This window comes from Pseudomonas sp. OV226 (genome assembly GCF_003148705.1).
In the GTDB taxonomy this organism is placed as follows: domain Bacteria; phylum Pseudomonadota; class Gammaproteobacteria; order Pseudomonadales; family Pseudomonadaceae; genus Aquipseudomonas.
Genome location: NZ_QGGS01000001.1, coordinates 202,087 through 226,796, shown reverse-complemented (window position 1 = coordinate 226,796; position 24,710 = coordinate 202,087). Strand labels below are relative to the sequence as shown.

Genomic DNA, 24,710 nt, shown 5'->3' with positions numbered 1-24,710 from the left:
ATGACAAGGACTTGTAGGCGCCGTGTAGGAATTATGTGTAGGAGCCCTGTAGCAGCTGTCGAGTGAAACGAGGCTGCGATTGGGTCTGTAGAAGATCGCAGCCTCGTTTCACTCGACAGCTGCTACAGGGGCCCGGTCAGTGTGTAAATGAAAACTCAACTGCCGCCGTCTTCATTCAAGCCGCGAGACGCCAGAAAACCTGCGATGTAGTCGATAAACGCCAAGACCTTCGCGGTTGCCCGGCGGTGGCTCGGGTACACCGCCAGAATGTGCGGGCCAAAGCTGTCCGGGTCGATGTCATAGTCGGCCATCAGCCGCACCAGCCGGCCGTCGGCAAGGTATGGCGCGGCGCTCCACAACGGCGTGTGCAGCAAACCGCGCCCGGCCAGCGCGTTGGCCAGCAACAGGTCGTAATTGTCGCTGCGCAGTCGCGGTGAAACCGGTTGAGGCAGGCTCAGACGCTGCCCGTCGCGTTCGACCCACCAGAATTCGCGACTGAGCAACGGATGGCGGTACAACAGCCATTCGTGGTCATCCAGGGTTTGTGGGGTGACAGGCAGCGTTTTACGCGCCAGATAAGCCGGGCTGCCACACAGGGCCAGGCGATTACTGCCGACAACGCGAGCAATCAGCCCCGGCAAGTCGTCGTGGCCTTCGCGCAAGGCGAGGTCGTAACCGCTTTCCAACAAATTGACGAACTCATCGCACAAGTCCACTTGCAGATTGATCTGCGGGTATTGCTCCAGAAAGCCGCCACACACTTGATCGAGAAACGCCTGTCCATAGGCCAGCGGCGCGGTGATTTTCAGATTGCCGCGCAGGCCATGCTGCAATTGCTCGATTTCCTCACCCGCCTCCTCCAGCCGCTGCAACACCTGGCGCGCGGTTTCCAGATAAAGCCGCCCGGACTCGGTCAACAGAATCCGTCGAGTGCTGCGCTCGAACAACCGGGCGCCGAGCTCGGCTTCCAGGTGATTGACCGCTTTGGTCAGGGCCGACGGGGTTTTACCCAGCTGCTCGGCGGCACGGCTGAAGCTGCCGAGTTGCGCCGTGACCACGAACATTTTCAACGCACCCAGCTTGTCCATACTTTTTCCATTCCGGCAAAAACGTTTTTCGTGAGGAAGGCGTTCTGCTGCGCACAAGCAGCCACTAATCTGGCCATCAGACGCAATAACAAGGAAACATTCAATGAAAAGATTCATCCCGAATCTATTGATGGCCGCAGTGAGTTTTGCCTCGATGGAAGCCATGGCAGCCACCGACCTGGTGCTGATCAATGGCAAGATTTTCACCGCTGACCGCACCCAACCGAAGGTGCAGGCGCTGGCAGTACAAGACGGCAAGGTGCTGCAAGTGGGCAGCGATGCGCAGATCAAAGCCTTGATCACACCGGAAACAAAAGTGGTGGATCTGGGCGGTAAAACCCTGATGCCCGGTCTGATCGACACCCATTCCCATGCGATTTTCGGCGGCCTGGAAATGGTCGTGGCCAACATGGAAGACGAGGTGGTCGAGCTCGACGAACTGGAAAAACGCCTGCGCGGCTGGCGTGACGACGGTAAGGCCAAACACGGCGATGTACTGACCGTGGCCGGCATGAGCTCGGTTTACTGGGCGCAGGCCGAGGCCCTGGGCAAAAAATTCAACACCGGTGAATGGGCTGATGTGCCCGTGGTGTTCACCGGCAGCGACCACCACACGGCCTGGGCCAACGACTTCATGCTCAAGCGCGCCGGCGTCGATGCCGCGTTGCTCAAGTCATTGCCCGCCGCCGAAGTCGACACCATTGGCAAGCGCGCCGATGGCACCCCCAACGGTTTCCTGGTGGACGCCGGGTGGGACCGGGTGTCCTCGAAAATGCCGGTGCCGAGCACCGCCGATATGCTCAAAGCCGCCCAATCGGCCGTGCGCTACAACAACAGCTTCGGCATCACGGCGTGGATGGACCCCGCCGCCAATGCCGCGCCCGGCGAACCGCTGTTCGCACTCAAACCCACGGAAAAAACCGTTGGCGTGCTCCCGGCCTATAAGGCGCTGGCCGAAAGCGGTGACATGAGCGTCCACGTGGCCGCCCTGCTGGTGGCCAACTCGAAAAGCGTGCCGGCCGATCTCGATACGCTGGACAAGGTTCGCCAGCAATTCCAGGGCATCCCGAACCTGACCCTGCCGGGCGTGAAGATTTTCGCCGACGGCGTGATCGAATTCCCGGCCCAGAGCGCGGCAATGATCGACCCTTACAGCAACTCGCACAAACAAGGTGAATTGCTGATCGATCCGAAGCATTTCGGCGAACTGGTCAGCGCCATCGACCAGCGCGGCTGGCTGGTGCACATCCATGCGATCGGCGATCGCGCGGTGCGTGAGGCGCTGAACGGCATCGCTCAGGCACGCAAGGATCGCCAGAGCGGCGTGACGCACTCGATCACGCACTTGCAAATCGTCAATCCGAAAGAGTTTGCACGGTTCAAACCGCTCAACGTCATCGCCTCGATGCAACTGCTGTGGGCCTCGGCCGACGACTACACCACGGACATGATCAAGCCTTACGTCAGCGCCCTCGCCTTCCGTTACCAATACCCGGCGCATTCGCTGCTCAAACAAGGCGCGACGATTTCGGGCGCCAGTGACTGGCCGGTGTCCTCGCCCAACCCGTGGAACGCCATGGCCCAGGCCATCACCCGCGTCGGTCCGCTGGGTGTACTGAATGCCAAAGAAGCCGTCGACCGCGAAACGATGTTCTACGCCTACACCGCAAACGCGGCGCGCACCATTGGCTTGGAGAAACAAATCGGTTCGCTGACCCCAGGCAAGCAGGCTGACTTCATCGTGCTGGACCGTGACGTTTTCACCGTCGACAACAAGGCCCTGCACGACACAAAAGTGCTGCAAACCTGGTTTGCCGGCCGCGAAGTCTACGCCCCCACCCTCTAATAAAAATCCACGGTCACCCCTGCCCGACCCCGCGCTCAACGCCGGGGCACGGCGCAGCTTTGCGTAAAAAAACTGCCCATAAAACAATCACAACATCGGGACTTTATTCATGAAAGCTTTCACCCTGTTCGCCCTCGGATCCCTGAGCCTGCTGCCATTGAGCAGCCAGGCCATTGTCCTCAATGATGACTTTTCCGTACTGGTGGACCTGACCCTGGCGAGCGATTACCGCACCCGCGGCATTTCACAAACTCAGAATGATCCCGCTGTGCAGGCCGGCGTGACCCTCACTCACAGCACGGGTTTATACGTGGGGGCCTGGAGTTCGAACGTCGACTTCGGTGGCGGCCTGAAAACCCGCCAGGAAATCGACTACTACGCCGGCTGGTTTTGGGAAGCCACCGAAGACGTCAATCTGGACATCGGTTACCTCAAGTACTCATACCCGAAAGAAAGCCAGTTCAACCAGAGCGAGGTCTACAGCATTCTCAGCGTCTACGGGGTGAAGTTCGGCGCCTACTATTCCGACGATGCGCCAGGCATCGAAAGCGAGCAGAACTCGCTGTACACCTATGTCGGTTACGAAACCCAATTGCCATACGACACGGGCCTGAAACTGCGCTACGGCAACATGGACTTCAAGGACCCGCACCTGTACTCAAGCTCGGGCCACGCCGAAGATTCGTACCGCGAATGGGAAGTCAAACTGACCCACGAACTGGCCGGCGTGATGCTGGGCTTGAGCTACGTCGACACCGACCTGTCGAAAAGCCAATGCGCCAGCAACTGGGGGTTTGACGACGTGTGCAGTGCGACCGTAGTGGCGAGTGTCAGCAAGTCCTTCTGACTGCGCACATCCCCCCTGTGGGAGCGGGCTTGCCCGCGATGAGGCCATTACATTCACCATCTATACCGAATGTCAGTCCGCCATCGCGGGCAAGCCCGCTCCCACATTAAATTTCAATAGACTCGCAAATGAGTTGTGCCAGGTAGGGCCACGGGTAGATGCCGCGTTCGTGGCCGTCGCTGAACACCAGTTGCAGGCCATAACCCTGGGCATTGAGTTCAACCACACGAATGCGCGGATCAACCTTTACCGTCAGCCCTTGCAGCCGAAACGCCCGGCACTGCGAGCACGGGCATTGGCGCCGCAACTCGGCATGTCCCAGCCACTGTTCACGCCCATCCGGCCAGTTCAATCGCAGCTGCTGTTTCCCCTGGGAATTGACCACGGCCAACGGGTTCATTGCAGTTGACTCAAGGCGATGCGCACGGCTTTGCGTACTTCCGGGTCGCCGTCGTCTTGCGCGGCCTGCAAGGCGGCGATGGCGCCTTTGTCGTTCAATTCGCCAAGGGCCAGCGCCGCTTCCTTGCGCAGGTTGCTGATGCGGTGGCCGAGGGATTCGATCAGTGCGTCGAGGGCCGGGGCGTAACGCAAGCGGCCGAGGCTGCGGGTGGCACGCAGGCGGACTTGCCAGTAATCATCGCTCAAGGCTTCGACCAAGGCGTCGCCAGCATCCCTGTGACCGACTTTGCCCAGCGTGGTCGCGGCTTCTTCGCGCACTTGCCAGGCGTCGTCCTGTAATGCCTGGCGCAACGCCGGCAGCACTTGCGCGTCGGATGCCAAACCGAGGGCCCCGGTGGCGGCGCGGCGAACTTCGGTGTCCGGGTCCTGACTGGCCAATCGGGCCAGGGCCGGCAAGGCATCGAGTTGCTTGAGCCAGCCGAGTACGCCGACCGCTTCGCGCCGGACACTGGCGTCCTCATCGTTCAACGCCACGATTGCAGCACCGGCGGCATCAGGAAACCGCAACTCACGCAACGCCCTGAACGCGGCAATGCGCACGCTGATCGCGGCATGCGCCGTCCATGGCAGAATCACCCGGCCCGCTGCTTCGCTTTTGAGCAAACTGAGGCTTTGTGCAGCGGCCGATTGCACGGTCAACGAGGGATCGGTCAGCGCCTGACACAGCGCTTCGACCACGGGTTCTTCCTCCCAGGCTTCGAGCAAGCGGGCGGCCTCGGCGCGGACTTCTTCGGTGGGGTCTTCGGCCAGTCGATTCACCAGCCACAGTAAGCCATCCGGTTCTTCAAGGTCGGCCAGTTCAATCAGCGCGATGCGGCGCACGCCGGGATCGTCATCGGTCAGGCGCGGTTGCAGGGCAAGGATGTCGTCGTTATCGGTTACATCGAATAGAGAGGTCATAGGGCAAATCGCGGCAGTTTGTTTTCAGGAGGGAGTCCGAGAGGGTTCAGGCGCGGTAGCTGCCGACCGTCTTCGTGACGCAGTAATTCGAGGCAATGGCGCTTCAAGCGGGAAAATTCGGGGCTAGTCACCAGTTCGGTGGTGCGTGGCCGAGGAAAGTCGAGACGCACGTCTTCGATGATGCGGCCCGGTCGAGTGCTCATGACCAGCAGGCGATCGGCGAGGAACAGCGCTTCGTCGATGTCGTGGGTGACGAACACCACGGTGGTGCGGATCCGCGTCCAGATGTCCAGCAGCAGTTCCTGCATGTTCAGCCGAGTCAGCGCGTCGAGCGCACCGAAGGGTTCGTCCATCAGCAACAGGCGCGGGCGATTGATCAGCACCCGGGCGATTTCCACCCGTTGCTGCATACCGCCGGAGAGCTGATCCGGCCAGCGTTCGGCAAAACCTTCCAGCCCCACCAACGCAAGAATTTCATCGGCGGCGCGATGCCGTTCGGCCTTGCCGATGCCACGCATTTTCAGGCCGAAGGCGACGTTGTCACGCACGGTTCGCCAAGGAAACAACGTGTGATGCTGGAACACCATGCCGCGCTGCGGCGACGGGCCCGACACTGGCGCACCATCGACCTTGAGACTGCCGGCACGCGGTTGCAGGTGCCCGGCCAGTGCGCCGAGCAATGTCGACTTGCCGCAACCGGACGGCCCGAGAATGCACACGAACTGCCCGACTTCAATCTGGCAATCCAGACCTTGCACGGCTTCGAAAGCGTGTGCGCCGTCGCCGAGAACGATAGACAACTGGCGGATGTCGATCCGCCCTTCCGGGGTTTGCATCACGCTCATCAGGCTTTTCCTCGTGGTCGGTGCCAAGGCGTGAACAGCCCGCCGAGGCGTTTGATCAGCAGGCTGCTGCCCATCCCCAACACACCGATCAGCAACATCCCGACCACGATGTCGGCATAGTTCTGGATGGTGTACGACTCCCAGGTGTAATAGCCGATGCCGTATTGGCCGGAGATCATTTCGGCGGTGACCAGGCAAAACCATGAAGTGCCCATGCCGATGGCCAGGCCTGTGATGATGCTTGGCGCGGCGCCGGGCAGGATTACTTCCAGCAGGATCGCCCGCCGCCCTGCCCCCAGGCTTCGGGCCGAGGCGATCAGGCGTGGGTCGACGCCTTCGACGCCATGCACGGTGTTGAGCAGAATCGGAAACAACGCCCCGGTGAAGGTGATGAAGACCATCGACAGTTCCGAGGACGGGAACATCAGGATCGCCAATGGAATCCAGGCAACGGCGGGAATCGGGCGCAGGACCTCCAAGGGTGGCAGCAGCACATCTTCGGCCCATTTCGAGCGGCCGATGGCCAGACCCAGGGCGATGCCGACGATCAGCGCGGCGAGGTAACCGGCGAAGACCCGGCTGAGGCTGCTGCTCAGGTGTTGGGCGAATTTGCCGGAGTCGCCGAGGCTCAAGGCAGCGTTAATGACTGCCAAGGGTGTTGGCACATTGGCGAAGGTGACCAGGCCAAGGTTCCAGTGGCCACTGGCGGCGAGTTGCCAGAACAGCAGGCACACCAACAGTGAAATGGCCCTGGGGAGCCAGCGCAAATAGGATCCGTACACAATAATTCCTCTCCATCGAGATCCCTGTGGGAGCGGGCTTGCCCGCGATGAGGCCTGATCAGTCAACATTGACGTTGTCTAACCCACCGCTATCGCGGGCAAGCCCGCTCCCACAGGGAATTGCACTGTTCTGAAATTAGCGTGCGGCAACGGCCTGGGTGGTGGCTTCGCTGAAGTCGAGGACTTTGCCGCCCTGGGCCGTGGCGAACTGCTGGGCTTGGCCTTTGAGCAGGAAGGCGCTCAGCTGCCCTTGCGCATCACTGGCAAACCACGCCTGATCCGCCAGCAACTTGATCCCGCTGTCGCTCGCCTGGGCATACACCGCGCGGATGTTTTTGCCTTCCTGCTTGAGGCTGGCCAAGGCGCTGAATGCCGCTTGCGCCGAGGCGTATTGGCGGACTTTCGGCTCGCCGCGCACCCAGATTTCCGCCACATGGCTGACGTCAGTGATCGCCTTCCCGTTCGCTGCATCCACGGCTTTCAGAGGTGTCTGCGCGTAGTTGGCCAGTTGCGCGGTGTAGTCGAGGTTCGACGCCTTGAACGCGGCGCGGATGTATTGATCGTCGATAAAGGTGTTTAGATCGAGACCGCGATCCGCCTTCTTCAACAGCTTGAGGGTGTCGATAGCAGTGCCTACCGCCTGACGGTATTCCGGCTTCCAGCTCAGGTCGCGGGTCTGCACGCCCAACGGCCCGTGGAACAGGTAATTGACCTCGGCATCGACCCCGGTGACTTGGGCGATCAACTCGCTGTACTTCTCCGGTTCAGCGGCGAGCAACTGATTGGCCTCGATGCTCGCCCGCAGATAAGCGACGACAATTTCCGGGTATTTTTTGGCATACGCCTGATCCACCAGCGCGCCATGGAACGTCGGTGCATTGGCCTGGGCACCGTCGTAAATCTTGCGGGCGAAACCACGGCTCGGGAACAGTTCGGCGAACGGCACGAAGTCCGCATGTGCGTCGATCTTCCCGGCCTGCAACGCCGAGCCTGCGACTTCTGGCGGCTGGGCGATGATGTTCACGTCTTTGAGCGGGTCCCAACCCTGAGCGGCCACCGCGCGGAGCAACATGCCATGGGCCGTCGAGGCGAACGGAACCGAGATGGTCTTGCCCTTCAACTCCGCCAACGACTGCACGCCCGAGGCGCTCGGCACCACGATGCCGTTGCCGCTGCCCTTGATACTGCCCGAGAGCACGCTGATAAACAGGCTGTGCTTGCCGGCGGTTTCGAACGCCACGCCGTTGAACGAGCCAGGGAAATCGGCCATGGCGCCGAAGTCGAGTTTTCCGGCGACCATCTCGTTAGTCAGCGGTGCGCCACTGGTGAAGTTCTTCCACTCGACCTCGTATTTCGCGTCTTTGTACTGGCCGTCGTGGGGCAGGTATTTGTCGAGCAGCCCGAGTTCACGAATCAACAGTCCGCCAGCGGCGCAATTGATCGTGGTGTCCTGGGTGCCAATGGCAATGCGGATGGTTTCGGCCGACGCCGACAGGGTGAATGAGGCCAGTACCAGACCGGCTAAAGCTGCACGCAACATAAGTGTTTCCCCTCGAATCATTTATAGGATGTTCGTCTCCGCCACGATCAGGGCGTGGTGGGAAACGAGGGGTGGTTTGAAGCTGGCGTCCGGTGTTGCCGGATGGCTTTTTGTTGTCTGTGGCGGCCTCATCGCGGGCAAGCCCGGCTCCCACAGTGATTTGTGCTGAATCCAAAATTTTGCAGACACCAAAGAAACCTGTGGGAGCCGGGCTTGCCCGCGATGGCGTCCGACCATTCAGCGCAACAGGTAAGGAATTTCAACTTTCACAGCGCCAGTCGGACAGTCCTTTTCGCACGGCATGCAGTACCAGCATTCGTCGAAGGCCATGTAGGCTTTTTGCGTGGCCGGGTTGATCGCCAGCAGGTCCATCGGGCAGACGTCGACGCACACGGTGCAGCCTTTGTGGGCGATGCAAAGATCCTCATCGACCGTGACGGGCGCGTTGGAGCGGAAGAAGATTTCCTGGGGTTGATAGGCCATTTTCGGTCTCTCTCTTGTGTTTAGCTCAGGCCGCAAAGGCGCCCACGCGCAGCCGGTCGTAGGCCTGCATTTCATCGACGTCCAGCGCGATGATGTAAGGTTCGACGGCTTTCTTGAAACTGCTCATCAAGCCGTTTTCATCCTTCTTCAGGTGGCAATGGCAGAACCAGTCGCTGTCATTGCGTTGCGGGTGATCGACGCGATAGTGGTAAAGCCCCCAGCGGCTTTCAGCGCGGAACAGCGAGGCCCTTGCGGCCATTTCGGCGCAGTCGCGGATCATGCTGACTTCCATGGCGCGCATCAGTTCGTGGGCGTTGTGGGCTTTGATCTGATCGAGATCGCGCTGGATATCACTGAAGCGTTGCAGGCCGATCTGCATTTTCTTGGTCACTTTCGGCGGTTGCAGGTAGTCGTTCACAAAGCGCCGCATCTTGTACTCGACTTGCGCGGGTGGCAGACCGTGTTCGCGGTCCAGCGGTGCGTAAACCCTTTGTTTCTCCGTCTCGATTTGTTGGGCATCGACGGCTGAGAACTCGCGCCCGGCGACGAAATCCGCCGCGTTGGTGCCGGCAAACCAACCGTAAGTGAACGCACCGAGCATGTAGTTGTGCGGCACTGCCGCCATGTCACCCGCCGAGTACAACCCCTTCACCGAAGTCTCCGCCCGTTCGTTGACCCACACGCCCGACGCCGAATGCCCGCTGCAAAAACCGATCTCGGAAATGTGCATCTCGACCATCTGCGTGCGGTAGTCAGTGCCACGATTGGCGTGGAACTGGCCGCGACTCGGGCGTTCGTTGCTGTGCAGGATCTCTTCGATGTTCTGGATGGTTTCCTCGGCCAGGTGATCGAGTTTGAGGAACACCGGGCCGTTGCCGCTTTCGAGTTCCTGGTGGAATTCCCACATCATCTGGCCGCTCCAGTAGTCGCACTCGATGAAGCGCTCGCCCTTGTTATTCGCGGTGTAGCCGCCCAACGGACCGGTGACGTACGCGCAGGCAGGGCCGTTGTAATCCTTGATCAGCGGGTTGATCTGGAAGCATTCCAGGTTCGCCAGTTCGGCCCCGGCGTGATACGCCATGGCATAACCGTCGCCGGCATTGGTCGGGTTTTCGTAGGTGCCCATCAGGTAGCCCGAGGCCGGCAAACCCAGACGTCCGGCGGCGCCGCAGCACAGGATCACCGCTTTGGCCTTGATCACATGGAAGTCGGCGGTGCGGCAGTCGAACCCCATCACGCCGTTGACCGCGCCCTCTTCATCCGTCAGCAATCGGGTGCAGACCAGGCGATTGGTGATGCTCACCCGTGCGCGTTTCAACTGGCGATACAAAACCTTTTTGATGTCATGCCCTTCCGGCATCGGCAGCACGTAGGCGCCCATGTGATGGACTTTTTTCACCGCGTAGTCGCCGGTTTCGTCCTTTTCGAACTTCACGCCCCAGCGGTCTAGCTGCTCGATGGTTTCAAAACTGTGCGTGGCATAGGCGTACACCGCCGCCTGATTGACGATGCCGTCATTGGCGATGGTGATTTCCTTGGTGTACTGCTCCGGCGTCGAGTGGCCGGGAACGATCGCGTTATTCAGGCCGTCCATGCCCATGCTGATCGCGCCGCTGCGTTTGACGTTGGCCTTGTCGATCAACAACACGCGCAGATCGCGGTTGCGTTCCTTGGCCTTGATCGCCGCCATCGGTCCTGCGGTGCCGCCGCCGATCACGACGATGTCGTATTCCTGTTCGAGGGTGCTTCTGGTTGTAGAGCTGCGCGTCATGCCTGTGCCCCTTTTTGCCGGTCGATTCGCAAGCGGTACTGGAAGGCATCGCCGCGGTAGTAAAGGTGTTCGAAGTCCACCGGCCGACCGTTTGCATCGTGGGTCAGTCGTTCGATGCGCATGATGGGCGAGCCCGGTTCGACGTTCAGTGCACGGGTCAGATCGCTGTCGGCCAAGACGGCATCAATGGCCAGGTCGGCGTGACCGAGGGCCAGGCCGCAGTCGTTTTCGAGGATCAGGAAAATGTCGCGGGTGACCAGATCAGCCTTCTCCAGGCGTTCGCCGAGGGCTCTGGGCAGGTAGGTGATTTCCAGCGAAATCGGTTCGCGGTTGATCAAACGAACCCGTTTGATCTGCGCCACGATTTCACCTTCGGCCACCTCTAAACGCTCGGCGACGAGTTTGTCGGCGGCGATGAATTTGAAGCTGCGCAGGCGGTTGATCACCTCATAGCCGCGACCGGTCATGGATTCGGCCAGGCCTTGCAGGGTGCTGACGTTCTGGAAGGTTTTCGGTTTGGCGACGAAGGTGCCTTTGCCGTGGATCTTGAAGATCAGCCCTTCCTTTTGCAGATCCCCCAGGGCCTGGCGCACGGTGATGCGGCTGACTTTGAACAACGAGCCGAGCTCGCTTTCGGAAGGCATCTGGCTGTCTTGCGGGTATTCACCGTCGAGGATGCGAGCGCGCAATATGTCCCGCAGTTGGGTGTGCAACGGGATGCTGCTCAGGGATAGAACGTTATCAGTCATGGCAGATCACTTGTTATAACGAGTTATAACGTGATCTTAGAGAGCCTGCAGGAGGGTTGAGAAATACTGTTTGAGCATAAGGTTAGATGCGTTGGACACACCCGAACCTCTGTAGCAGCTGCCGAGCACCGCGAGGCTGCGTCCGGCTGCGTAGCAGTCGTGAAATCTGATGACTCAGTGTGTCTGGCTAACCTTGCATGCAGGGTTTGCGACTGCTGCGCAGCCGGACGCAGCCTCGCGGTGCTCGGCAGCTGCTACATCGACTTGGTTCAGGTGCGCTTGAGGATCTGGTCCATCACCCAATCGGTTTTCAACGCTTCCCCGGCGACTGCCGGGTGCTGCGTGTCACCCCGAATGTGCGCGTTCATGCCCAGCACGTGGTGCCACTGGATGTGTTCGTGATGGTCGATGCTCAGGCTGAGTTGCTCATCCGCATCAAGTTGCACCGGGTGCTCATCGAACACCGAGAAACGGATCCGCCCCCGGCTGCCGATCAGCTCGACGCGATCCTCGCGCCGATCCGCCACGAAGTTCCAGCAACCCATGCCCGTCGCCCCCGAGGCAAACCGCCAACTGGCGCTGACCGCATCTTCGGCGGCATACAACCCGGCCTGTCGCGCGGTGAAACCGGCAACGTCGGTGATGTCACCGAGCAGGTACTGAAACAGGTCAAACCCGTGGCTGGCGAGGTCGGCGAAGTAGCCGCCACCGGCAACACGCGGGTCCGTGCGCCAGTTGTCCGTGCCGGCCAAATCAACCGGCGACGCTGCTTTGGTGAGTGTCCAGGTCAGGTGCCGGACCTCACCGATTCGCCCCGCATCCAGCCACTGCCGCACTTGCTGAAAGCGCGGCAACGAGCGTCGGTAGTAGGAAACGAACAGGTGCAATCCGGCGTCGGCAAAGACCTTTTGCATCTCGCGACTTTGCCCGGCATTCAGCGACATCGGTTTTTCGACGCAGCAATGTTTGCCGGCAGCGGCCACCAACAGGCTGTAGGCGTGATGACTGTCGGGCGGCGTGGCGATGTACACCGCGTCCACCTCGGGATCGTCGATCAGTGCTTGCGCGTCGGTGTACACCCGGGCGATGCCATGGCGCGTGGCGTAATCCGTCACCGCGTCCAGGCGCCGCCCCATCACCGCCATCAGCGCTGAACCGGGGGCCTTGTAAAAGGCTGGCCCGCTCTTGCGCTCGGCGACACTGCCGCAACCGATCATGCCCCAACGCACCACGTCCATCATCACGTCCCGAGGGTTAGCCGATGCGCAAGGCGCGCAGGTCCAGGCGACCGTCCTTGAGCGGCGGGCACCAGTAGTAGCCGCCCGTGATCGGGCGACTGATGCGGTACAAGCCGTCGGTGATGCCGTCTTCCAGACCGCTCATGCGCCGCAGTTGCGCTTCAAAGGCGTCGAGGGAAAAGCCAAACGCGAGGAACATCAGGCCTGCGCGATCACCTTCGATCCATGGCATTGAACGACGGACCACAAACGCCTCGGGCGCGAAGCTTTCCTGGGCGGTGCGCTTGACGTGGGCCGAGACCGGCGCGTCGTCGAGTTCTTCGTTGTCGCTCAAACGACGGCCCATGATGTTGTCTTTCTCATGGGACGGCATCGCGTGGAAGCCCTTGAGGTCATGCTGCCACTGCTGGATCGCGGCAAAGCTGCCACCGACCAGGCCCTCAGCGCCCTCGCCCAACAGGGCGGCGGCGACGGCGGCTTCATCGTGCGGGTTTTCGGTGCCGTCTTCGTAACCGGTCAGGTCGTGGCCGCTCATGTGGCGAAAGGTTTCGTTCATCTGCACCAGGCGCAAGGCCGGCGCCAGAGCGGCTTCGATGGCCTGGCTGCGATTGAGCAATTCGCCACGGTCGACGCCGTGCAGCCAGCACCACAATGCGTGTTGCGTCGACGGGTTATCGACGCCAACACCGGTCAACGCCGGAAAGGCTCGCAGGCCGTCAACCTGCGCGTGCAACGCCTTGACCAGCGATTCGCCGAAACCGACGACAGCCGATTTCCCGTCCACCAGTTGCATCAAGTTGTCGAGCGCGACTGGCAATGCTTCGGCGCATTCGAGGGCGAAGAACATATGGCGGGCTTGAGGCGGAACGGGGGTGGCGAGAATGCCCGGCTGGTAATAACTCATATGAACTCCTTGAAAAGAGCATGGAGTTTAACCGGGGATGAGCATTTATGTGCAGTCTCGTGTAGCAGCTGACGAGCAGCGCGAGGCTGCGTTCGGCTGCGAAGCAGTCGTAATTCCTCTGTGCAAGGTGTGCCTGACACACCGCACTGCCTGGTTTCACGACTGCTTCGCAGCCGAACGCAGCCTCGCGCTGCTCGTCAGCTGCTACAGGGGGTCGAGTATCGGGGTTTCGTTGCGGAACGCGCTCGGGCTCATGCCCGTCCAGCGCTTGAAGGCGCGACGAAAGCTGCGCACGTCGCTGTAGCCGACTTCCTCGGTAATGCGTTCGATGGACATGTCCGGGTTGGCCAGCAGGCTCATGGTGCGGGCCTGGCGTACTTGTTCCAGCAGCGTTTCGAAGGTCAGCGCGTGTTCGGTGAGGCGGCGGCGCAAGGTGCGGCTGCTCATGTTCAGGTCGCTGGCGATTTTCTCGATGTGGCTGCCCTCGGTCAGGTCCCGGGCAATCGCCCGTTCCACCGCTTGGATCAAGTCCATTTTCTGGTGCACTTGCGCCGCTTCCAGTTCGAGCAATTGCACCGCCTGACGCAGGGCCAGGGAATGGTGATTGGGCAAGTGAACATCCAGCCAATGCGCAGCGATCACCATACGGTTTTGCAGACAACCAAAGCGCACATCCGGCCCCAGCAGGCGCGAATACTCGCCGAGATAGTCCGGCGCGGCGTGCATGAACTCCACCGCCATCGGCTTGAAATCCGCCCCGACCAGCGCCCGGCCATACACCAGCAAACTGGCGAAAAACTCCTCGACCGCAAACAGCTGCACGTCGGCGAACGGCAAGCGGCATTCGACGTCGACAAATACCCGGTCACCCGCCTCCTCCACGCTCGACACGACAATGCCGCCAGAGGTGTGCTGATGCCGAATGCCCAGCTCAAAGGCATCTCGCAAGGTCTTGCACAGCGACAGCACATGCCCCAGCAACCCCAGCGTGCCGAGCACATTTTGCGCACCCACCCACAACCCCAGCCCTTGATTGGGCAAAGCCTTGAGCGCGCGTTGAATCATCGCCACGGCCTGGCGATAGGAAATCCGTTGTGCCGGGTCCTGAAGATCTTCAAAGGTGAAACCCAGCCCTCGGCACAGGTTGTCGGGGTTGACGCCCTGTTGCTGCGCGACTTCGGCCAGGGCTTGCAGGAGAAACGGCGACACCAGCGCCAGTTCAAAGGTGGGATCGATCACTTTCATTTGCATGGGGCTATACATTCCGGGTCGAGCTGCATTCTTATTTTTGTTACCGGTTATGTCGAAGGAAGTTAGCACAGGGTTCAAAGGCTGTCCGCAGAAGCCCCCCTAAATGGCCGCCAATACCCTGCCTTGTACGGCGCAGACAGCTTATTTCTATGTTGCGGCCCTCGTATGGACGCTGGACAGCCCGCTAACAATAATAATGAGTACCCCCATGATCCTGACCCGCACGACACTTCCCCTACTGGTCATTAGCCTGGCCGGCGTCTGTGCCCTTCAACCGGCACTGGCCACCGAGGCTGGCGTGGACAACATCGGCCCCGGCACCGACGGTTTTTTCATGTTGCCGCTGTCGCCCGACAGCCTTCCGGACAACATGCTGGCGTTCAACCTCTACTACAACCACTACACCTCCACGAAGCTGAACATCAGCTCGCTCGGCGGCAAGGTGCCGGACGTTGATATCGAATCCACGGCGGTCATTCCGCGCCTCGATTACCTCAGCCCATTGCGGGTATTTGGCGGCCGGCTGGCGGGCTATATCGCACAGCCGTGGCTCAAGCAGGAAGTCGCGGTGTTCGGCTTGCACGACACCCGCGAGGGCATGGGCGACACCACGGTCGCGCCGATCATTCTCTGGGACATGGGCCCGAACCTGACCCTGGGCGCGGCCGTGGAAGTCACCGTGCCCACCGGCGAATACAGCGTTGATCGCCTGGCCAACACCAGCAACAACTTCTACACCTACAAACCGTTGTTCTCCTTCACTTGGCTGCCGACGGACAGAACCGAGGTGTCGATGAAGACCACGTACAGTTTCAACGGTAAAAACAAAGACACCGATTACAAGTCAGGGCAGATTTTCCACTTCGACTATTCCGCCAGTTTCAAAATCACCGACGACCTGATGCTCGGGTTGAATGGCTACTACCTCAAGCAAACCACCGACGACAAACAGTTCGGCCACACCGTGCAATTCAATGGCCAGGACGTAAACGACGGGGTACGCGGGCAGGTGTTTGCGATTGGTCCGGCGTTGCACTGGACCTTTCTTAAGTACGCCAGCGCGGAGATTCGCTGGGCCAAGGAGTTTGATGTGGAAAACCGGCCTGAAGGGGAAATGCTGTGGGCCAAAGTCAGTATCCCTTATGCGTTCTGACAACTGATCGTTCCCGCACAACTGATCGTCCCCACGCTCTGCGTGGGCATGCAGCCCGGGACGCTCTGCGTCCCAACCAAGCGGACGCGGAGCGTCCATTGAGGCATTCCCACGCAGAGCGTGGGAACGATCAGTTATACGGAGAAATCTTCAGGAATACACAGGCCAGGTGTCGACGATCCGACCACCCCGCACCGCCAGCAAATCCCCAAACTGCAACAACACCGACTCCGTCTGGGTCGGGCGCAAAAACACCTGATCCTCAACCCCAAGCCCCACCGCTGCCGAACCATTGACCATTTCCTGATTCGAGCTGCGGCCATACACCCCGTTACTCTGCAACCCCGAGGGCGACTCGAACTCCGCCATCCAGTTGCCGCCATAGATAAAAAAAGTCTCGCGCTGATTGGTGTCCCACCAGGAAAACAGCCTGGACTTGTCATCCAGCGCCGGAATCTCCACCGCCCCGGTGCTTTTCAAAACGGGCGTGGCGATGTACGCCGCAGGCACATGCTCCACCAGTGACGGCAGGTCATAGTGAGTGGGCTTGAGCATCGCCGTGCCCACCGACACTTCAGTGCTGAGCTGTTCGTGTTCATGCATGCGATAGCTCGGGCTGCCGGCCGTATTGAGGGTCAGCCCGTCGTGCCACAAACCGGGGTATTGCTGACGGGTGAAGTCGACGCAGCGGTTGTAAATCACCATCACCTTGGCAAACAGTTCTTCGGGCGAGCCCAGAATCCCCGGCACGCCCATGCCCACGAACGGGTCGTAGCCCATGAACCCGGCAAACACCAGGTGCTGCGGGTTCTGGCTGATCAGCGTCAGCATCTGCCCGAGTACCCCCACCTCACTGACACCACCGCGATGCAGCCCGACATCCAGCTCGATGTTCACCCGCAATCGCGTACCCAAGCCTTGGGCCAGCGCCAGGTATTGCTGCAAGCGTTCCGGCGTATCGAGCAACCACTGCAATTGCTTCGCCGGGTCGAAAGGCCCCTTGTGCGACTGATAAAACAGCTGGGCCGAACGCGCCGGCAGCGGCTTGCCCAACAGAATGTCGGCCTCGGGAAACTGCACCGCGTCATGGTTGAGAAACGGTTGATGAAACGACATCAAGCGTTGCGTGCCGGCGCGCTTGGCGATGTAGGCCAGCAGCCCCGGCGCCGGCAGTGACTTTTCCACCAGTCGCAGGTGCTTGCCACCACGTTTGACCGACAGCATCACCGCATCGATGTTGTGATCGAGTCGGTCAAGGTCGATCAACATCACCGGGCGCATGGGCCCGTGATCCTTGAGTTCGGTGTTCAGCGCACGGAAATAATCACTGTACGGCGCGCCCCGATCACCCGGCCGCAACCAGGTGCCGACACCTGCCAACAACACGCCGACACCGGCGGCTCCCATCAAAAAATGACGCCGATTGACTGCCATCAGTTCACCCCCAGAATCGATGACAAATGCGCATTGAGGAATTTGCCGCTGGGGTCCAGTTCCTGCCGGACCTGAATAAAGTCCGGCCAACGCGGGTACAGCGGCTGCAGGGTTTTCGCGTTGAGGGTGTGCAACTTGCCCCAGTGCGGCCGGCCGTTGTACTTCCAGAAAATCGGTTCGACGGCGGCAAAGAAATTGTGATGATCCATCTGGTAATGCTGATGGACCGAAATCGAGCAACTGTCGCGTCCCTCGAACATGCTCAAGGGAATGTCGTCGGCTTTGACGTAGCGGTACTCAATCGGAAACCAGGTGCGCAGGTCTTTGTCCTGAATCAGCTTGAGAATCTCGCGCAGGCACGCCGGGCCGTGTTCGGCCGGCACCGAATATTCCATTTCGTTGAAACGCACCGTGCGCACGTTGGCGTAGATGTCGAACGAGTCGCCTACCCGGTCATCGAAACTGGCGAGGTGACGCAGGTTATTGAGCATCGTGCGGCGCAGGTCCGGGAAGTCGCTGCCGTACTTGTCGATCTTCTCGATCAAGGTCACGAACTCGTTGCCGCCCTCCTCATCCGCCGGGATCGGCGGTGTGGCCGGGTCGGTGGTTTCGTTCAGGGCGATCGACAAGGCGTAGTCGGAATGGGTCACGACAAGCATTTCCCAGTGCTGGTTTTCCCGGGTGTTTTTGTCGAGGTCTTCCAGCAACTCTTCGGTCTTGGCGATCCATTGGCGCTCCCTTAACCGATACGCCGGGCGGTTTTGCAGGCGAATTTTCGTGGCCACCCCAAGCGCGCCGAGCGACACCCGCGCAGCGCTGAACACCTCTGGATGACGCGTGCTGTCGCAGTCCAGAACCTCGCCCGTGGCGGTCACCAATTGCAGGCCACAGACGTGGGCTGAATAGGATTGAAAGTTCTTGCCGGTGCCGTGGGTCGAGGTGGAGATCGCGCCCGCGAGGGTCTGGTAATCGATGTCAGCCATGTTTTGCAGGGCCTGGCCGATGTCTTTGAGCGGTGTGCCCATGCGCGACATCGGGGTGCCGGCGGCGAACTCGGCTTGCAGCGTTTTCGCGTCGTGATCGAGCAAACCGGTGAAATAACTCAGCGACAGCAAGGTGCCGTCGGTGGGCACCAAGGCGCTGAACGAATGCGCCGAACCCACCGGGCGAATCTTGCCGGGCGCCTGGCGCACCACTTGCGTCAGCTCATCCAGATTCTTTGGCGCCAACCGCGCCGCCGGCAGGCAACTCTGGCCCCCCGACCAGTTGCGCCAGGGAATCAGCCGCGGCGCGCGCAGCAGTTCGGCCAGCGCAGGCGTTGAGCCGAGCGCAGTGAAAGTGCCAATGACGCTCGCCCGTTGCAACAACTGACGCCGTGTCAGGTCCATCGTCATGAATCGCACCCTGCCGTTCTTATTGTTGGATTTGCTGGCCGGACATAAAGGCAATCAGCGCCAGGAACTGTTCTTGCGAACACTGCATGCACATCCCCATCGGCGGCATGCCGTTGAAGCCGTTGATCGCGTGATCGAGCAGCGTGTCGGCGCCTTGCAAGACTCGCGGTTCCCAGGCTTTCGTGTCGCCGGTCAGCGGCGCCCCGGCCGCCGGGTTGGCGTGGCACAGCTTGCAGCTGTTGTCGTAGACCTGCGCCAGCTCGGCGTCGGCGGGCCTGGCGGTGGCCGCTTCGCTGCGGGTTGCCGGGTTTTTCGGCTCTTCGCCACACCCCGCAAGCAACACCGCGAAGACGCCCCCCACCAAGGCAAAACAAAGGCTAGGCTTTTCAGTGAATCGGCTTGCCCGCATGGCGGTCCTCTCATGGGGTGCCCGGACAGCCGGGTGCACCTTTTTTATTGTGATCAAGCACGGGTCAACACTAAGGCACCCCGCGTGGGTGGGTTGAGGGCATTGGGGGCCAACAAAGGGGGCTTCTGAGGCCATGACCGAACACGTTGGTAAATTCGCGGTTAATCACGCTGTGCGGCAAAACGCTGAGATGAGTCATGACAAGCGAGGCCGAGGTCTGCTAAAACGATTCATCACTGCATCACCCAATCCAGAGGGGGTAGCGACATGACCACAGCCAACATTCTCGACAACCTGTTCCCGAGCCACGCCGACATCCCGGAAAAGTACCGGCTAGACGGCCAGACCGAGCAACGTGAGTACCTGGTCGATGGCGAACTGAGAACCTGGAACGGGCCGTTGGCCCAAGTCCGCAGCCCGGTGTACCTGAGTGGCGCCAATGGCGACGAGCAAGTGATCCTCGGCAGCACGCCGTTGCTTGACGCCGACACCGCGCTGGTCGCCCTGGACGCCGCCGTCCGTGCGTATGACCGTGGTCAAGGCCTGTGGCCGACCATGCGTGTGGCCGAGCGCATCCAGCACGTCGAAGCCTTTTTAGGACGCATGCGCCAACAGCGTGACGCGGTGGTCAAGTTGCTGATGTGGGAGATCGGCAAGAACCTCAAGGACTCGGAAAAAGAGTTCGACCGCACCTGCGACTACATTGTCGACACCATCAATGCACTCAAGGAACTCGACCGCCGCTCCAGCCGTTTTGAACTGGAACAGGACACCCTCGGCCAGATCCGCCGCGTCCCGCTCGGCGTTGCACTGTGCATGGGCCCTTACAACTACCCGCTCAATGAAACCTTCACCACGCTGATTCCGGCGCTGATCATGGGCAATACCGTGGTGTTCAAACCGGCCAAGCTTGGCGTGTTGCTGATTCGTCCGCTGCTGGAAGCGTTCCGCGACAGCTTCCCGGCCGGCGTGATCAACGTGATCTACGGCAGCGGCCGCGAGACTGTCAGCGCCCTGATGGCCAGCGGCAAGATCGACATATTTGCCTTCATCGGCACCAACAAGGCCGCCAGCGACCTGAAAAAGCTCCACCCCAAACCACACCGTTTGCGTGCGGCGTTGGGCCTCGACGCGAAAAACCCTGGCATCGTCTTGCCGGAGGTCGATCTGGACAACGCGGTGAGCGAAGCGGTGACCGGCTCGCTGTCGTTCAACGGTCAGCGCTGCACCGCGCTGAAAATTCTCTTTGTGCATGAGGACGTGGTCGAGGCGTTCATCGAAAAATTCAACGCCAAACTCGCCAGCCTCAAACCCGGCATGCCGTGGGACAGCGGCGTGGCACTGACGCCGTTGCCGGAGTCGGGCAAAGTCGATTACCTGCATTCGCTGGTGGCGGACGCCGAAAGCAAAGGGGCCAAGGTGGTCAACCCCAATGGCGGTCAAGCCCGCGCGTCGTTCTTCTACCCGGCGGTGCTGTACCCGGTGACGACGCAAATGCGCGTCTATCAGGAAGAACAGTTCGGCCCGGTCATCCCGATTGTGCCGTACCGTCATCTGGACACCGTCATCGATTACGTCCTGGAGTCAGACTTCGGCCAGCAACTGAGTATTTTCGGCACTAACCCGGTTGCGGTTGGTCGGCTGGTGGACACGTTCGCCAACCAGGTCGGGCGCATCAACCTCAACGCGCAATGCCAGCGCGGCCCGGACACCTTCCCGTTCAACGGCCGCAAGAACTCCGCCGAAGGCACGCTGTCGGTGCATGATGCGTTGCGGGTATTTTCGATCCGCACGCTGGTGGCCACCAAGTTCCAGGAAACCAACAAAGACTTGATCAGCGAGATCATCAGCGGACGGAGTTCGAGTTTCCTGACCACCGATTACATTTTCTGAGGACACCGAGCCTGAGTACGTTCAGCCATCGACTGCCACCGCTGTTGCGCCGACTGCTACGGCCGTTGCTGGACCCGTATCGGCGCTATCGCCACGCCAGACTGATCCATGCAGTGCGGGTATCGCTCGGGTTGCTGGCGACGATTTTGCTGACCACCGGCATCCATCTGCCCCACGGCGAATGGGCGTCGGTGACGATGCTGGTGGTGATCGGGGGTTTGCAGCATCACGGCAACATCGGAAAAAAAGCCGCCGAGCGGGCCATTGGTACCTTGATCGGGGCGGGCGTCGGCCTGGTGCTGGTCGCGCAACAGGCCTGGCTCGGGATGCCCTGGCTGACCTATTTTGCAATGTCAGTGGTGTGCGGATTTTTTTCGTATCACGCTATCGGCAAGGGCGGTTACACGGCGTTGCTGGCGGCGATCACCGTGTTTATCGTCGCGGGGCACGGTGACAACCCAGTCACGGATGGCCTGTGGCGCGGGGTCGACATTCTGATCGGCATCGCCTTGGCGTTGGCGTTTTCCTTCGCGCTGCCGCTGTATGCGGTGTTTTCCTGGCGCTACAACCTGGCCGATGCCCTGCGCGATTGCGCGACGATCTACGGGCGCATCATCAATGGCCAACCGGTCAGCGATGACGAACACCTCAAACTCATGGGTCGCCTGAACTCGGTGATGGTGCAATTGCGTTCGCTGATGCCGTCGGTGTCCAAGGAAGTGAAGATTTCCATGACCGAACTGGACGCTATTCAGCGCAACTTGCGGATGTGTGTCAGTACCCTGGAAATCCTCGGCAACACCCGACCGGATGCCAGCGAACCGAATGCCGTGGCGCAGTTGCAATCGGCGATGACCGAGGAACATCGGCACATTCGCGTGCAACTGATCGGCATGGCGCGGGCCTTGAAAACCGGCGCATCCCAACGTCTGAGCCGCCCCGTCGACCTGCCAACTGCGTCAAGTCTTGAGGCACCGGTTTACAGCCCGTTGGACGGTTACCGTTTGTTGACCCGCCAGTTCGCCGCCAACATCGGCGAGATGCGCCAGCGCCTGGCAAAAACGGCCCCGCGCTGGAACATCTGACACCTACTGCGCCGCCAACTTACGCTGTTTGAAGCCCCAGCCCTGCTGCATTCCGGCGGCGGCCAGCAGAATCGCCACCACGCCAACCCATTGCAGCGGCTCCAGGCGATGGCCGAAGGCAAACCAGTCAACAAAAATCGCTGCAATCGGGTAGATGAACGACAACGCCCCGGTCAGTGCGGTCGGCAGTTTTTGGATCGCGCCGTACAACAGCACATACATCACGCCGGTGTGAACGATGCCCAGCGTCACCAGGCTCGCCCAGGCAGCAGGCGCTTGCGGCAGCGCTGAAAAGTGCGCGAACGGTGCCAGCAACAGCACACCAGTGCAGACCTGGATCAACGCGATCAGATGCGGCGGCGTACCGGTCAGGCGTTTGATGATCAGCGCGGCAATCGCGTAAAGGAAGGCCGCGCCCAATGCCAGGCCGATCCCCATCAGGTAATCATTGCCGTCCTCGCCCGACCCGCCATGAGCACTGACAATCGCCAGCATCCCGAGAAACGAAATGCCCAGCCAGAACAGTTTCTGCAGGGTGATTTTTTCATTGAGGAACAACGCGGCCAGGCCCACCAACATGAACGGCTGAACGTTGTACACCGCCGTACCAATGGCAATCGAGGCGCGCGAATACGAGGCAAACAACAGCACCCAGTTGCCGACGATCGCTACGCCACTGAGCACGGCCAACAGGAACGTGGTGCGGGTCAGAATGCCGGGGCGCAGGAAGCCGAAAGCCGCGCAAATCAGCAGCAAGGTGCCGGCGCCAAACAGGCAACGCCAGAACACCACTTCCAGCACCGGTTGCCCGGACACCAGCACGAACCAGCCGATGGTCCCGGAGATCAGCATGGCGGCGCTCATCTCGAATGAGCCGCGACGTATTGTTTTGTCCATCATCAGACTCCTGTGTTTGAGCGCAAAGTATGCCAATCCATCCGTGGGCTTCTCCAGCGCAAAAAACAGGCTAGACTCGGTTTCTGCCTTTTTTATCAAGGCGTTTTTGTTTAATTGCCTTACGAGGGTTGCCATGACCGACGACATCGACCAAGTGCTGATCACGGCATTGATGGAGGACTCCCGGCGCTCACTCAAGGCCTTGGCGAACATCAGCGGCCTGTCCTCGCCCAGCGTCGCGGAGCGTCTGCGCCGCCTTGAAGAACGGGGTGTGCTCAAAGGCTACACCGTTGAAATCGACCCGAAATGCTTCGGTTATCAACTCCAGGCCATCGTGCGGATTCGCCCGCTGCCGGGACAGTTGCAAGAGGTGGAGCGGCAAATTCAGGCCATTCCAGAGTTCACCGAGTGCGACAAAGTCACCGGCGACGACTGCTTCATCGCGCGCCTGCACGTGCGCTCGATGGAACAACTGGACACCCTGCTCGACCGCCTCAACACCCACGCCGAAACCAACACGGCGATCGTCAAGAAAACCCCGGTGAAACGCCGGTTGCCACCGATGGCCTGAGTGAAGTTTGCGCCCGACTGGCGTAGATTGGGGTTTTCCGGCGAAGGATTGGCGGCATGAAAATTCAGGCAACGCTACTGGCAGCGCTAATGCTGGCGGGGTGCGGCACGATTCAATCGGCCTTGCGCGGTGACGAAGTGGCGGCAAACAGTCTCAAGGAACAGAAGAGCTATTGCGGCGCCATTCCGCGGATCTACAGCGGTGTCAGCTATGATTTTTGCAGTTTGAATGCGCCGCTGAAAAAGGGGCTGGATGCACAAGATCACACCGATGCTCCAGCCATTGTGTTGATCGACGTGGTCATGTCCGGCGCGCTCGACACTTTGCTACTGCCCTACACCATCTACCGCCAACAGACCGATGGCAGCATTATCATTGCCGAGTAGCCCTGAATTTCAGGCAATAAAAAACCCGCCTAAGCGGGTTTTTTACTCAAGGCCTTCGATCAATCATCGCGGCTCATGATGCCGAACAGCTGCAACAAGCTGATGAACAGGTTGTAGATCGATACATACAGGCTGATGGTCGCCATGATGTAGTTACGCTCGCCGCCATGAATGATAGCGCTGGTCTGGAACAGAATGCAGACCGAGGAGAACAGCACGAAACCTGCGCTGATCGCCAATTGCAGGCCGCTGATCTGGAAGAAGAAGCTCGCCAGCGTCGCACCCAGCAGTACGAAGAAGCCTGCCGTGATGAAACCGCCCAGGAAGCTCATGTCCTTGCGGGTAATCAGCACGTAGGCCGACAGACCACCAAACACCAGCGCCGTCATCGCGAACGCCGAACTGACCACTTCAGCGCCGCCCTGCATTCCCAGGTAACGGTTGAGGATCGGGCCAAGCAGGAAACCCATGAACCCTGTCAGGGCAAAGGCAGAAACCAGGCCCCAGGCCGAATCACGGAGTTTGTTGGTGAGGAAGAAAAGGCCATAGAAACCGATCAGCACCACGAAAACGTTCGGGTAACCGACACGCATCTGCTGAGCGACAAACGCCATCACGCCGCTGAATGCGAGGGTGAGAGCGAGCAAGCCGTATGTGTTGCGCAGGACGCGGCTAACCTCTAGCTGCTCAGCCTGCACGCTGTTATTAACTGCGTAATCCTGTTCGCGCATGGCGACACTCCTGTTGGTTTGAAACGTTCAGTCGCAAAGATCATAACAGACGCT

At 60.3% G+C, this 24,710-nt stretch carries 24 protein-coding genes; 7 read left to right on the top strand and 17 right to left on the bottom strand.

What is annotated here, in order from left to right; translation table 11 throughout:
• Positions 1-155 precede the first annotated feature (155 nt).
• On the bottom strand, positions 156-1,088 hold the full coding sequence (locus C7534_RS01270) for a LysR family transcriptional regulator (protein WP_046027480.1): 933 nt from the start codon (positions 1,086-1,088) through the stop codon (positions 156-158).
• A 103-nt stretch (positions 1,089-1,191) separates the two neighbouring features.
• Between C7534_RS01270 and C7534_RS01265 the strand changes: the two genes are divergently transcribed.
• Together C7534_RS01265 and C7534_RS01260 are read left to right on the top strand one after the other, a co-directional pair.
• Positions 1,192-2,934: an amidohydrolase gene (locus tag C7534_RS01265; protein WP_109784696.1), complete on the top strand. Its 1,743-nt coding sequence runs from the start codon at positions 1,192-1,194 to the stop codon at positions 2,932-2,934.
• Between the two features lie 109 nt (positions 2,935-3,043).
• Positions 3,044-3,781 carry a TorF family putative porin gene (locus C7534_RS01260; protein WP_109784695.1) on the top strand — a complete coding sequence of 246 codons (738 nt, stop codon included), beginning with the start codon at positions 3,044-3,046 and terminating at the stop codon, positions 3,779-3,781.
• Between the two features lie 106 nt (positions 3,782-3,887).
• On the opposite strand, the gene C7534_RS01250 is transcribed toward C7534_RS01260, so the two are convergent.
• The 11 genes from C7534_RS01250 to C7534_RS01195 all read right to left on the bottom strand — a co-directional run bounded on the left by C7534_RS01250 (position 3,888) and on the right by C7534_RS01195 (position 14,703).
• Positions 3,888-4,181 carry a DUF971 domain-containing protein gene (locus tag C7534_RS01250; RefSeq protein ID WP_046027484.1) on the bottom strand — a complete coding sequence of 98 codons (294 nt, stop codon included), beginning with the start codon at positions 4,179-4,181 and terminating at the stop codon, positions 3,888-3,890.
• Complete coding sequence (locus tag C7534_RS01245) at positions 4,178-5,140, bottom strand: HEAT repeat domain-containing protein (protein ID WP_109784694.1); 963 nt, start codon at positions 5,138-5,140, stop codon at positions 4,178-4,180. The genes C7534_RS01250 and C7534_RS01245 overlap by 4 nt, the downstream gene beginning before the upstream one ends.
• On the bottom strand, positions 5,137-5,985 hold the full coding sequence (locus tag C7534_RS01240; RefSeq protein ID WP_109784693.1) for an ABC transporter ATP-binding protein: 849 nt from the start codon (positions 5,983-5,985) through the stop codon (positions 5,137-5,139). The genes C7534_RS01245 and C7534_RS01240 overlap by 4 nt, the downstream gene beginning before the upstream one ends.
• Entirely contained in the window at positions 5,985-6,767 is a 783-nt protein-coding gene (locus C7534_RS01235) for an ABC transporter permease (RefSeq protein WP_109784692.1), read from the bottom strand. Before C7534_RS01235 ends, C7534_RS01240 begins: the two co-directional genes overlap by 1 nt.
• A 136-nt stretch (positions 6,768-6,903) precedes the next feature.
• Entirely contained in the window at positions 6,904-8,328 is a 1,425-nt protein-coding gene (locus C7534_RS01230; RefSeq protein WP_177412208.1) for an ABC transporter substrate-binding protein, read from the bottom strand.
• A 216-nt stretch (positions 8,329-8,544) separates the two neighbouring features.
• Positions 8,545-8,790 (bottom strand): 4Fe-4S dicluster domain-containing protein, encoded by a 246-nt coding sequence (locus C7534_RS01225; RefSeq protein ID WP_007946457.1) that lies wholly within the window; start codon positions 8,788-8,790, stop codon positions 8,545-8,547.
• Between the two features lie 25 nt (positions 8,791-8,815).
• Positions 8,816-10,561 (bottom strand): fumarate reductase/succinate dehydrogenase flavoprotein subunit, encoded by a 1,746-nt coding sequence (locus C7534_RS01220; protein WP_109784690.1) that lies wholly within the window; start codon positions 10,559-10,561, stop codon positions 8,816-8,818.
• Positions 10,558-11,310, bottom strand: coding sequence for a GntR family transcriptional regulator (locus C7534_RS01215; protein ID WP_109784689.1), 753 nt, complete (start codon positions 11,308-11,310; stop codon positions 10,558-10,560). The genes C7534_RS01220 and C7534_RS01215 overlap by 4 nt, the downstream gene beginning before the upstream one ends.
• A 269-nt stretch (positions 11,311-11,579) precedes the next feature.
• Positions 11,580-12,548 carry a Gfo/Idh/MocA family protein gene (locus tag C7534_RS01210; protein WP_077430260.1) on the bottom strand — a complete coding sequence of 323 codons (969 nt, stop codon included), beginning with the start codon at positions 12,546-12,548 and terminating at the stop codon, positions 11,580-11,582.
• Between the two features lie 16 nt (positions 12,549-12,564).
• Complete coding sequence (locus C7534_RS01205) at positions 12,565-13,452, bottom strand: Dyp-type peroxidase (protein WP_046027496.1); 888 nt, start codon at positions 13,450-13,452, stop codon at positions 12,565-12,567.
• Between the two features lie 204 nt (positions 13,453-13,656).
• Positions 13,657-14,703, bottom strand: a complete 1,047-nt coding sequence (locus C7534_RS01195) for an AraC family transcriptional regulator (RefSeq protein ID WP_109784688.1) — start codon at positions 14,701-14,703, stop codon at positions 13,657-13,659.
• A gap of 208 nt (positions 14,704-14,911) precedes the next feature.
• On the opposite strand from C7534_RS01195, the gene C7534_RS01190 reads away from it, so the two are divergent.
• Positions 14,912-15,856 carry a SphA family protein gene (locus C7534_RS01190; RefSeq protein ID WP_046027499.1) on the top strand — a complete coding sequence of 315 codons (945 nt, stop codon included), beginning with the start codon at positions 14,912-14,914 and terminating at the stop codon, positions 15,854-15,856.
• A gap of 150 nt (positions 15,857-16,006) precedes the next feature.
• Here the strand turns inward: C7534_RS01190 and C7534_RS01185 are convergent, their stop codons facing one another.
• The 3 genes from C7534_RS01185 to C7534_RS01175 form a co-directional block, all read right to left on the bottom strand.
• Positions 16,007-17,215 carry a DSD1 family PLP-dependent enzyme gene (locus C7534_RS01185; protein ID WP_177412214.1) on the bottom strand — a complete coding sequence of 403 codons (1,209 nt, stop codon included), beginning with the start codon at positions 17,213-17,215 and terminating at the stop codon, positions 16,007-16,009.
• Between the two features lie 74 nt (positions 17,216-17,289).
• Positions 17,290-18,684 carry a D-arabinono-1,4-lactone oxidase gene (locus tag C7534_RS01180; RefSeq protein WP_109784686.1) on the bottom strand — a complete coding sequence of 465 codons (1,395 nt, stop codon included), beginning with the start codon at positions 18,682-18,684 and terminating at the stop codon, positions 17,290-17,292.
• A gap of 19 nt (positions 18,685-18,703) precedes the next feature.
• Positions 18,704-19,093: a c-type cytochrome gene (locus C7534_RS01175; protein ID WP_109784685.1), complete on the bottom strand. Its 390-nt coding sequence runs from the start codon at positions 19,091-19,093 to the stop codon at positions 18,704-18,706.
• Positions 19,094-19,360: 267 nt separating this feature from the next.
• Between C7534_RS01175 and C7534_RS01170 the strand changes: the two genes are divergently transcribed.
• Together C7534_RS01170 and C7534_RS01165 are read left to right on the top strand one after the other, a co-directional pair.
• Positions 19,361-20,986 (top strand): NADP-dependent glyceraldehyde-3-phosphate dehydrogenase, encoded by a 1,626-nt coding sequence (locus C7534_RS01170; protein WP_077430263.1) that lies wholly within the window; start codon positions 19,361-19,363, stop codon positions 20,984-20,986.
• 41 nt (positions 20,987-21,027) lie between these two features.
• Positions 21,028-22,071 carry an FUSC family protein gene (locus C7534_RS01165; protein WP_109784684.1) on the top strand — a complete coding sequence of 348 codons (1,044 nt, stop codon included), beginning with the start codon at positions 21,028-21,030 and terminating at the stop codon, positions 22,069-22,071.
• 3 nt (positions 22,072-22,074) lie between these two features.
• On the opposite strand, the gene C7534_RS01160 is transcribed toward C7534_RS01165, so the two are convergent.
• On the bottom strand, positions 22,075-22,968 hold the full coding sequence (locus C7534_RS01160) for a DMT family transporter (RefSeq protein ID WP_109784683.1): 894 nt from the start codon (positions 22,966-22,968) through the stop codon (positions 22,075-22,077).
• Between the two features lie 133 nt (positions 22,969-23,101).
• Here C7534_RS01160 and C7534_RS01155 point away from each other — a divergent pair, with 133 nt between their 5' ends.
• Positions 23,102-23,539, top strand: coding sequence for an Lrp/AsnC family transcriptional regulator (locus C7534_RS01155; protein WP_046027511.1), 438 nt, complete (start codon positions 23,102-23,104; stop codon positions 23,537-23,539).
• Between the two features lie 56 nt (positions 23,540-23,595).
• Positions 23,596-23,925, top strand: a complete 330-nt coding sequence (locus C7534_RS01150; RefSeq protein ID WP_109784682.1) for a YceK/YidQ family lipoprotein — start codon at positions 23,596-23,598, stop codon at positions 23,923-23,925.
• Between the two features lie 59 nt (positions 23,926-23,984).
• Here the strand turns inward: C7534_RS01150 and C7534_RS01145 are convergent, their stop codons facing one another.
• Positions 23,985-24,656, bottom strand: a complete 672-nt coding sequence (locus C7534_RS01145; RefSeq protein WP_027923729.1) for a Bax inhibitor-1/YccA family protein — start codon at positions 24,654-24,656, stop codon at positions 23,985-23,987.
• Between the last annotated feature and the right edge of the window lie 54 nt (positions 24,657-24,710).

What these genes read in the sequence shown, in the direction of transcription:
- C7534_RS01270 (WP_046027480.1), bottom strand. Translation starts at nt 1,088, where the DNA reads ATGGACAAGCTGGGTGCGTTGAAAATGTTCGTGGTCACGGCGCAACTC.
- C7534_RS01265 (WP_109784696.1), top strand. Translation starts at nt 1,192, where the DNA reads ATGAAAAGATTCATCCCGAATCTATTGATGGCCGCAGTGAGTTTTGCC.
- C7534_RS01260 (WP_109784695.1), top strand. Translation starts at nt 3,044, where the DNA reads ATGAAAGCTTTCACCCTGTTCGCCCTCGGATCCCTGAGCCTGCTGCCA.
- C7534_RS01250 (WP_046027484.1), bottom strand. Translation starts at nt 4,181, where the DNA reads ATGAACCCGTTGGCCGTGGTCAATTCCCAGGGGAAACAGCAGCTGCGA.
- C7534_RS01245 (WP_109784694.1), bottom strand. Translation starts at nt 5,140, where the DNA reads ATGACCTCTCTATTCGATGTAACCGATAACGACGACATCCTTGCCCTG.
- C7534_RS01240 (WP_109784693.1), bottom strand. Translation starts at nt 5,985, where the DNA reads ATGAGCGTGATGCAAACCCCGGAAGGGCGGATCGACATCCGCCAGTTG.
- C7534_RS01230 (WP_177412208.1), bottom strand. Translation starts at nt 8,328, where the DNA reads ATGATTCGAGGGGAAACACTTATGTTGCGTGCAGCTTTAGCCGGTCTG.
- C7534_RS01225 (WP_007946457.1), bottom strand. Translation starts at nt 8,790, where the DNA reads ATGGCCTATCAACCCCAGGAAATCTTCTTCCGCTCCAACGCGCCCGTC.
- C7534_RS01220 (WP_109784690.1), bottom strand. Translation starts at nt 10,561, where the DNA reads ATGACGCGCAGCTCTACAACCAGAAGCACCCTCGAACAGGAATACGAC.
- C7534_RS01215 (WP_109784689.1), bottom strand. Translation starts at nt 11,310, where the DNA reads ATGACTGATAACGTTCTATCCCTGAGCAGCATCCCGTTGCACACCCAA.
- C7534_RS01210 (WP_077430260.1), bottom strand. Translation starts at nt 12,548, where the DNA reads ATGGACGTGGTGCGTTGGGGCATGATCGGTTGCGGCAGTGTCGCCGAG.
- C7534_RS01205 (WP_046027496.1), bottom strand. Translation starts at nt 13,452, where the DNA reads ATGAGTTATTACCAGCCGGGCATTCTCGCCACCCCCGTTCCGCCTCAA.
- C7534_RS01195 (WP_109784688.1), bottom strand. Translation starts at nt 14,703, where the DNA reads ATGCAAATGAAAGTGATCGATCCCACCTTTGAACTGGCGCTGGTGTCG.
- C7534_RS01190 (WP_046027499.1), top strand. Translation starts at nt 14,912, where the DNA reads ATGATCCTGACCCGCACGACACTTCCCCTACTGGTCATTAGCCTGGCC.
- C7534_RS01180 (WP_109784686.1), bottom strand. Translation starts at nt 18,684, where the DNA reads ATGACGATGGACCTGACACGGCGTCAGTTGTTGCAACGGGCGAGCGTC.
- C7534_RS01175 (WP_109784685.1), bottom strand. Translation starts at nt 19,093, where the DNA reads ATGCGGGCAAGCCGATTCACTGAAAAGCCTAGCCTTTGTTTTGCCTTG.
- C7534_RS01170 (WP_077430263.1), top strand. Translation starts at nt 19,361, where the DNA reads ATGACCACAGCCAACATTCTCGACAACCTGTTCCCGAGCCACGCCGAC.
- C7534_RS01160 (WP_109784683.1), bottom strand. Translation starts at nt 22,968, where the DNA reads ATGGACAAAACAATACGTCGCGGCTCATTCGAGATGAGCGCCGCCATG.
- C7534_RS01155 (WP_046027511.1), top strand. Translation starts at nt 23,102, where the DNA reads ATGACCGACGACATCGACCAAGTGCTGATCACGGCATTGATGGAGGAC.
- C7534_RS01150 (WP_109784682.1), top strand. Translation starts at nt 23,596, where the DNA reads ATGAAAATTCAGGCAACGCTACTGGCAGCGCTAATGCTGGCGGGGTGC.
- C7534_RS01145 (WP_027923729.1), bottom strand. Translation starts at nt 24,656, where the DNA reads ATGCGCGAACAGGATTACGCAGTTAATAACAGCGTGCAGGCTGAGCAG.